This is a genomic window from Actinomadura darangshiensis (genome assembly GCF_004349235.1).
Classification (GTDB): domain Bacteria; phylum Actinomycetota; class Actinomycetes; order Streptosporangiales; family Streptosporangiaceae; genus Spirillospora; species Spirillospora darangshiensis.
The window spans coordinates 22,323-29,246 of sequence record NZ_SMKY01000096.1 but is presented as its reverse complement, the minus strand read 5'-3'; the positions used below and the strand labels follow the sequence as shown (position 1 = coordinate 29,246).

7 protein-coding genes are annotated in these 6,924 nt (G+C 72.4%); 1 reads left to right on the top strand and 6 read right to left on the bottom strand.

Annotated elements, in window-relative coordinates; translation table 11 throughout:
- The 5 genes from E1293_RS50745 to E1293_RS21380 all read right to left on the bottom strand — a co-directional run.
- Window positions 1–214, bottom strand: a 214-nt coding sequence (locus tag E1293_RS50745; protein WP_165978334.1) for a helix-turn-helix domain-containing protein, incomplete at its 3' end; no start/stop codon positions are given.
- Between the two features lie 96 nt (window positions 215–310).
- Window positions 311–1,495: an acyl-CoA dehydrogenase family protein gene (locus tag E1293_RS21395; protein WP_132199222.1), complete on the bottom strand. Its 1,185-nt coding sequence runs from the start codon at window positions 1,493–1,495 to the stop codon at window positions 311–313.
- Between the two features lie 20 nt (window positions 1,496–1,515).
- Window positions 1,516–2,535 carry a ferredoxin--NADP reductase gene (locus E1293_RS21390; protein WP_132199221.1) on the bottom strand — a complete coding sequence of 340 codons (1,020 nt, stop codon included), beginning with the start codon at window positions 2,533–2,535 and terminating at the stop codon, window positions 1,516–1,518.
- Complete coding sequence (locus tag E1293_RS21385) at window positions 2,532–4,205, bottom strand: FAD-binding protein (RefSeq protein WP_132199220.1); 1,674 nt, start codon at window positions 4,203–4,205, stop codon at window positions 2,532–2,534. The genes E1293_RS21390 and E1293_RS21385 overlap by 4 nt, the downstream gene beginning before the upstream one ends.
- On the bottom strand, window positions 4,202–5,071 hold the full coding sequence (locus E1293_RS21380; protein WP_132199219.1) for an alpha/beta fold hydrolase: 870 nt from the start codon (window positions 5,069–5,071) through the stop codon (window positions 4,202–4,204). Before E1293_RS21380 ends, E1293_RS21385 begins: the two co-directional genes overlap by 4 nt.
- A 299-nt stretch (window positions 5,072–5,370) precedes the next feature.
- On the opposite strand from E1293_RS21380, the gene E1293_RS21375 reads away from it, so the two are divergent.
- A complete protein-coding gene (locus E1293_RS21375; protein WP_132199218.1) occupies window positions 5,371–5,961 on the top strand; it encodes a flavin reductase family protein in 591 nt (196 codons plus the stop codon).
- Window positions 5,962–5,963: 2 nt separating this feature from the next.
- Here the strand turns inward: E1293_RS21375 and E1293_RS21370 are convergent, their stop codons facing one another.
- On the bottom strand, window positions 5,964–6,887 hold the full coding sequence (locus E1293_RS21370) for an IclR family transcriptional regulator (RefSeq protein WP_243716365.1): 924 nt from the start codon (window positions 6,885–6,887) through the stop codon (window positions 5,964–5,966).
- Window positions 6,888–6,924: the final 37 nt, after the last annotated feature.

Here is a 6,924-nt window from a genome sequence, read left to right as displayed (position 1 = left end):
GCCCACCCCGACACCCGGTGGTGGCCCGGCCGGGATGGCGTGCCCCGCCACCGCCGGCCTGCGGCCACCGATACGAGTGATTGCGGCGCACCTCCCGCCACACCGTCGACCGGTTCCGGCCGACCGCCTCCGCGATCTGCGGAAACGAATGGCCCGCACCGAACAACACCTCGATCTGCGCACGCTCAGCGAGCGTAAGACGACGTCCTGGCACAACAAGATCCTTCCAGGAACCTCGTTGCAACAGACACTAGAAACCGCCGGCGCCCATGACAACGACACGCCGCAAGTGAACGGAGCGCTCGGGCGGTTAGATCATCGAGCGCATGGGGCCCTGGGGCGGCTCTATGTCCAGGTCCGTCAGGGCGCTCACGTGGTAGACCGAGCCCGGGACGTGGATCGCGTGGGCCAGGCCCACGTGCGCGTCGCGCCAGAACCGCTGGATCGGGTTGTCGTTGCGCATCGCGTTGCCGCCCGACCGGACGACGATCTCGTTCATCGCCTGGCAGGCCCGCCACGCGGCGCGGACCTGGGTGCGGCGGCCGGCGGCGCGCTCGGCGAACGTCGGCACGTGCCCGGCGGCGACCGCGTCGTACATCCGCGAGCAGTTGTCCAGCAGCGCCGTCCGGGACGCCTTGATCTCCTCGGCGGCCTCGCTGATCGCGTACAGCACGTACGGGTCGTCCTTGATCTTGGTGCCGGTGATCTGGACGCGGTTGCGCTGGTAGGCCAGGTGGTGGTGCAGCGCGCCCTCGGCGATGCCGATCACGGCGGCGGTGATGCCGAGCGGGAACACGCAGGAGAACGGCATCAGGTAGGACGGGTTGGTCAGCCCGGCCTCGCGCGGCGCGGACCCGTCCACGACCTTGGTGTACTCCAGCGTCCGGTAGCCGGGGACGAACGCGTCGCGGACGATGATGTCCTTGCTGCCGGTGCCCTTCAACCCGGCGACGTCCCACGAGTCCTCGACGATCTCGTAGTCGGAGCGCGGCAGGATGAGGTGCAGCGACCGCGGCGGCATCACCATCTTGCCGTCGTCGTCGCCGAGCATCCCGCCGAGGAAGATCCAGTCGCAGTGGTCGGTGCCGGAGGAGAACTGCCAGCGGCCGTTGAAGACGTAGCCGCCGTCCACCGGGCGGGCGATGCCCATCGGCGCGTACGGGGACGCGATCCACGTGTCGGGATCCTCGCCCCAGATCTCCGCGCGGACCTTCGGGTCGGCGTAGGCCATCTCCCACGGGTGGACGCCGACGATGCCGGCGATCCAGCCGGTGGAGCCGTCGAGGGAGGCGATGCCCATCACCGTCTCGGCGAACTCGCGGGGGTGCACCTCCAGGCCGCCGTGCGCCTTCGGCTGCAGCAGCCGGATGACGCCCGCGTCCTTCAGGATCTGCGCGGCCTTGTCGTCCAGCCGGCCGAGGGCCTCGTTCGACGGGCCGAGCTCGCGGATCTGCTCCGCCCTTTCCATGATCGTGTCCAGCACGCGGTTCGCCATCGCCTGTCTCCCGTATCTCTTCAGCCGTCGTAGGTGATCTTCAGCCGGTCGCTGACCGGCCTCGCCTGACAGGCGAGGATGAGGCCGTCGGCGAGATCCTGCTCGTCGAGGACCGAGTTGGCGTCGAGGGTGACCTCGCCCTCCAGCTTCACGCAGGCGCAGGCGGAGCAGTTGCCCTCCCGGCAGGAGAACGGGGCGTCCACCCCGGCGCGCAGCAGCGCGTCGAGCAGCCGCTCCGACCTCGGCCAGGGGACGGTCTGCGTCTCGCCGTCCATCTCGACCTCGATCTCGCCGGCGTCGCCGTCGTCGGCCGCCTCCGCGGGGGCCTCGGGCTCCTCGAAGGGGTCGCCCTCCAGCGAGAAGAAGCGCTCGACGTGCACGCGCATGCCGAGGCCGGCGAGCGTCTCCGCGACCAGGTCCATGAAGATCTCGGGCCCGCACACGTACGCGGGACGCCCGGTGCAGGAGGCCGCCAGCGACCGGACGGCGGCGGCCGTCGGCAGCCCCTGCACCGACTCCAGCAGATGGACGACCGTGAGCCGATCCGGGTACCGCTCGGTGAGCGCCCGCAGCTCGGCCGCGAAGATCACCGAGCGCTCGTCCCGGTTGGCGTAGAGGAGCGTGACCTTCGCGGTGCCGCCGGCCAGGCACGACTTGAGGATCGACATCACCGGGGTGACGCCGCTGCCGCCCGCGACCAGCAGCACGTCGTCGTCCAGCGAGGACGGGGTGAACGTGCCCGCCGGGCGCAGCACCTCCAGGACGTCGCCCGCCGTGACGTTGTCGCAGATCCAGTTGGACCCGAGGCCGTCCGCGACCCGCTTGACCGTCACCTTCAGCCGGTCGTCGGTGAGCGGCGAGCTGCACAGCGAGTAGCAGCGCGCCGCCCAGCCGTCCCCGGCCGGGACCCGGACGGTGAGGAACTGCCCGGGCCGGTAGGTGAACCGGCCCCGGTCGCCCTCGGCGGGTTCGAGGACGAGCGAGTGCGCGTCGGCCGTCTCTCGGACGACGTCCACCACCCGCGCCTTGAGTGCCGTCATGACCGTTCGGTGGCCTCTCCGGCGGGCGCGCCCGCCGCGTGCCGGGCCGCGATGTAGCCGAACACGATGGACGGGCCGATCGTCGCGCCCGGCCCCGCGTACTCGTTGCCCATCACGGCCGCCGACGAGTTGCCCGTCACGTACAGGCCGTCGATGACCGTGCCGTCCTCGCGCAGGACGCGGGCGTGCTCGTCCGACACGAGGCCGCCCTTGGTGCCGAGGTCGCCGACCTCCATCCGGAACGCGTAGTAGGGCCCGCCCTCGATCACGTCGAGGTTCGGGTTCTCCAGGTTCGGGTCGCCGTAGTAGCGGTCGTAGGCGGAGTCGCCGCGGCCGAAGTCGGGGTCCTTGCCGGCGCGGGCGTACCCGTTGAACGTCTCGACGGTCGAGGCCAGCGCGTCCGCGGGCACGCCGATCTCGCCGGCCAGCTCAGCGAGCGAGTCCGCCTTGAACGCGATGCCCGCCTCGTAGAACGCCTTCGGGATGGGCGCGCCCGGCAGGATCTGCGCGAACGGGTAGCGGGCGCGGGCCTTGGCGTCCATGACGAACCAGCACGGGACGTGCCCGCCTTCGAGCTGGTCGTGGACGAAGTTCACGTACGGCGCCGACTCGTTGGTGAACCGCTCGCCGTCCTGCGACACGATGACCGAGCGCGGGATGCACCGCTCGGACAGCAGCGGGATCACCGCCCCGGCCGGGTGCCGGACGGCGGGCATCCACCAGGCGTCGTCCATCAGGTCCAGCGCCCCGCCGGCGCTCTGGCCGGCGCGGATGCCGTCGCCGGTGTTCTCGCGGGCGCCCATCGCGAAGTCCTCCTGCCCGCCCTTCGGCAGGTAGGCGTCGCGCATGTCCTGGTTGTGGTCGAAGCCGCCCGTGGCGAGCAGGACGCCCTTGCGGCCGCGGATCCGCACCGTCTCGCCGTCCCGCGTGGCGACGATCCCGGTGACCCGGCCGTCCTCGCCCGTGACCAGCTCCGTCATGGTCGTCTTCAGCCAGAGCGGGAGGCCCGCGTCCTTCAGCGCCATCCGCAGCCGCGCGGCCAGCGCCCGCCCGCCGGTCGCCATGTGCCGGCGCCGGACCATGTTGGACGACACGCGCCACGCCGCGACCAGCGACGCGCGCCGGCCCGCCCAGGTGCGCTTGGCCATCGCGAGGTCGTGGTAGTCCTTCGCGGTGATCCACAGGCCGAGCGGGCCCTGCATGCTGTTCGGCCGCTGGGACTTCTCGTCGTCGCCGAGCTTGCGGGTGTCGAACGGCCTGGCCTCGATGGACCGGCCGAGCGGCCGCCCGCCCTCGTACTCGGGGTGGTAGTCGGCGTAGCCCTTCGTCCAGAAGAACGTCATCCACCGGCTCCTGCCGATGAGCTCCATCGCGGCGGGGCCGTGGTCGACGAACGCGTCCAGCCGCGCGGCCGGGACGCGCCCCTCGGTGAGCAGGTCCAGGTAGCGGCGGACCGACTCGCGGCTGTCGTCGTGGCCGCGCGCCTTCAGCGTCGGGTTGTTCGGGATCCAGATGCCGCCGCCGGAGATCGCGGTGGAGCCGCCGAACCGCTTGCCCTTCTCCACGATCAGCGCCGAGAGCCCGGCGTCGTGCGCGGCCAGCGCGGCCGTCATCCCGCCGCCGCCGCTGCCGACGATGACGAGGTCGTACTCGTGGTCCCACGTGCTCATGCGTCGTCCTTCCGCGTCAGGAAGGCCAGCACGGCGCTCTCCCAGGCGGACTTCTGCTCGATCATCACCCAGTGCCCGCAGTTCGGGAAGATGGTGACCTGGACGTCAGGGATCGTGCGCATCGGCACGAGCATCATGTCGACGGGGCTGACCCGGTCGTCGCGTCCCCAGGTGATGAGCGTCTTCGCCTTGAGCTTGTGCAGCATCGCCCAGTACGGCGGCTCGTCGGAGGCCGCCATCGCCTTCGCGCGGGCCGCCATCGCCTTCGACCCGTACATGCGGCGGGCGCTCGCGAGGGTGCCCGGGTCGGTGGCCTGCGCCCAGCGCTCCTCGATCATCTCCTCGGTGACCGTGCGCGGGTCGTAGACCATCGAGTTCAGCCACCGGATCAGGCCCTCGCGGGTGGGGTCGTCGGTGAACTCCATCAGCAGCTTGATGCCCTCGCCGGGCGCGGGGCTGAAGACGTTCCGCCCGATGCCGCCGATGGTGACCAGCCGCCGGACGCGGTCCGGGTGCTTCAGCGCCACCTGCGTCGCGATGATGCCGCCCATCGAGTTGCCGATGACGTCGACCTGGTCGAGGCCGAGGCCGTCCAGGAACCGGACGGCGGCGCCGCCGGCGGCCATCATCGGGTGCTCCTCGGTCGGGTCGCTGACCCCGAACCCGGGGAACTCCAGGACCAGGCAGCGGAAGTGCTCGGCGAACCGGGCGAGGTTGCCGCGGTAGTTCCGCCAGCCGGTGACGCCGGGGCCGGACCCGTGCAGCATCAGCAGGGGCGGGCCCTCGCCGGCCTCGTGGTAGCGCAGGACGCCCTGGTCGGTGGCGAGCTCGCGCAACGTCGACTCGTAGGTCAGCTCCGCAGGCATGATCTCCCAGTCCTTCGACGGTGGCTTGTCCGGAACGTAATCGGCGGGGCGGCGCGGTCACGCCGCGGATCCCGATCAGCGGGACGCTGGGCCCACGGCGGCCGCACCGGCCCGCTTCGGCGCCCGCTTCCACTCATCGGGATCGGGCCGCGCCGGCGGTGCGGGACGTGCCTACGTTCGGGCTGACCGGCCGTCCCCCGGCCGGCCGGCCCTTGACCGGCGGCGCGTCCGTACCGCTTATTGGACATGTCGCTCACCCGACCCGGTAGTCCACCCGCCCGCAGCCCCGAGGTGACCAGATGCCAGCCGAACCCGCGCTCTCGTCCGTGCCCGACGCCGCCGCGGCGGCGCCGGAGCCGGTGGACTTCCGCAAGGCCATGGCGGAGTTCGCCACGGGGGTCACCGTGGTCACCGCCCTGCACGACGACGAGCCGGTCGGTTTCGCCTGCCAGTCCTTCGCGTCGGTGTCGCTGGAGCCGCCGCTGATCCTGTTCTGCGCCGACAGGCGCGGCAGGTCGTGGCCGCGGATCCGCGCGGCGGAGCGGTTCTGCGTGAACGTGCTCGGCGAGGAGCAGCGCGAGCTGTGCGAGCGCTTCGGGTCCAGCCGGGGCGCCAAGTTCGACGGCCTGGACTGGACGATGTCGGAGTGGGGCACCCCGGCGCTCCCGGACGTCCTGCTCGCCGTCCACGCCGTCGTGCACGACGTCCACGAGGCGGGCGACCACGACGTGGTGATCGGCCGGGTCCTCTCGGTGGAGCGGCACGAGATCGTGGACGGATCCTGGCGCCGGCCGATGGTGTTCTTCCGCAGCCGGTTCGGCGTCGGGGAGCCGGACGCGCCGATCGCCCCGGACCCGTGGGGCATCGGCGACCGGTGGGGCTGGGGTTGACGTCACATCCAGTCGCCGCGGCCGTCGACCGCGACGAGCCGGTTCATCGTCTCCGGCGACCAGGTCGTCCCGTCGCCCGTCCCGCCGCCGCGGCGGGCGCGGCCGCCCGGACGCCCGGCCGGCGCCGAGCCGGGGAAGAGGGTCTGGGACGCCTCGCGCGCGGCGGTGACCACCAGCGGCGCGACGTTCTCCAGCGGCGCGCGGATGTCGCCGGCGAGGGAGATGCCGGCGACCGGCCCCTCGGCGCTGCGGATCGCGGCCGCCACGCAGGCGATGCCGGGGAACGACTCGCCGCGCTCGAACGCCAGGCCGCGGCGCTGCCGGATGCGGTGCAGCTCCTGGTGCAGGATGCCGAGTTCGCCGATGGTGCGGCTGGTGAGCCGGCTGATGCCGCTGCCGAGCAGCGCGTCCACCTGCTCCGGCTCCAGCCACGCCAGCATCGCCTTGCCGAGCGCGGTGCAGTGCGCGGGGGCGCGCCCGCCGACCCGGGACGGGACGGACGTGGCGAGCCGCCCGCCGAGCTTGTCCAGGTAGAAGATCTCGGCGCCGTCCAGCACCGCCAGGTGCGCGACGAGCCCGGTGGTGACCTGCAGCTCGTGCAGCAGCGGCGCGGCGGCCTCGCGGATCTTGCCGTGCCCGCCGTCCTGCCCGCCGAGGCCGAGGGCGCGCTGGCCGAGCCCGTAGCCGAACGAGTGGTGGGCGAGCCAGCGCTGCCGGACGAGCTGGTCGAGGATCCGGTGCGCGGTGGAGCGCGGCAGCCGGGTGCGGCGCGCGACGTCCTCCAGAGTCAGCCGCGCGGTGGGGCCGCTGAACGCGTCGAGGATCAGGGTCATCCGCTCGATCATTGACGGCGGCGACTCCCGGCGGGCGGACGCGGACGTCATGGCCTCCGGCGTCGCTGCCTCCGGCGTCATGGCCTCGGTCATCGCACCTCCTGGAACCTGACTGAAATGAATTCTTGTT

Excerpts from the sequence above, each read along its gene's own strand:
- E1293_RS21395 (WP_132199222.1), bottom strand. The coding sequence starts at position 1,495 with ATGGCGAACCGCGTGCTGGACACGATCATGGAAAGGGCGGAGCAGATC.
- E1293_RS21390 (WP_132199221.1), bottom strand. The coding sequence starts at position 2,535 with ATGACGGCACTCAAGGCGCGGGTGGTGGACGTCGTCCGAGAGACGGCC.
- E1293_RS21385 (WP_132199220.1), bottom strand. The coding sequence starts at position 4,205 with ATGAGCACGTGGGACCACGAGTACGACCTCGTCATCGTCGGCAGCGGC.
- E1293_RS21380 (WP_132199219.1), bottom strand. The coding sequence starts at position 5,071 with ATGCCTGCGGAGCTGACCTACGAGTCGACGTTGCGCGAGCTCGCCACC.
- E1293_RS21375 (WP_132199218.1), top strand. The coding sequence starts at position 5,371 with ATGCCAGCCGAACCCGCGCTCTCGTCCGTGCCCGACGCCGCCGCGGCG.
- E1293_RS21370 (WP_243716365.1), bottom strand. The coding sequence starts at position 6,887 with ATGACCGAGGCCATGACGCCGGAGGCAGCGACGCCGGAGGCCATGACG.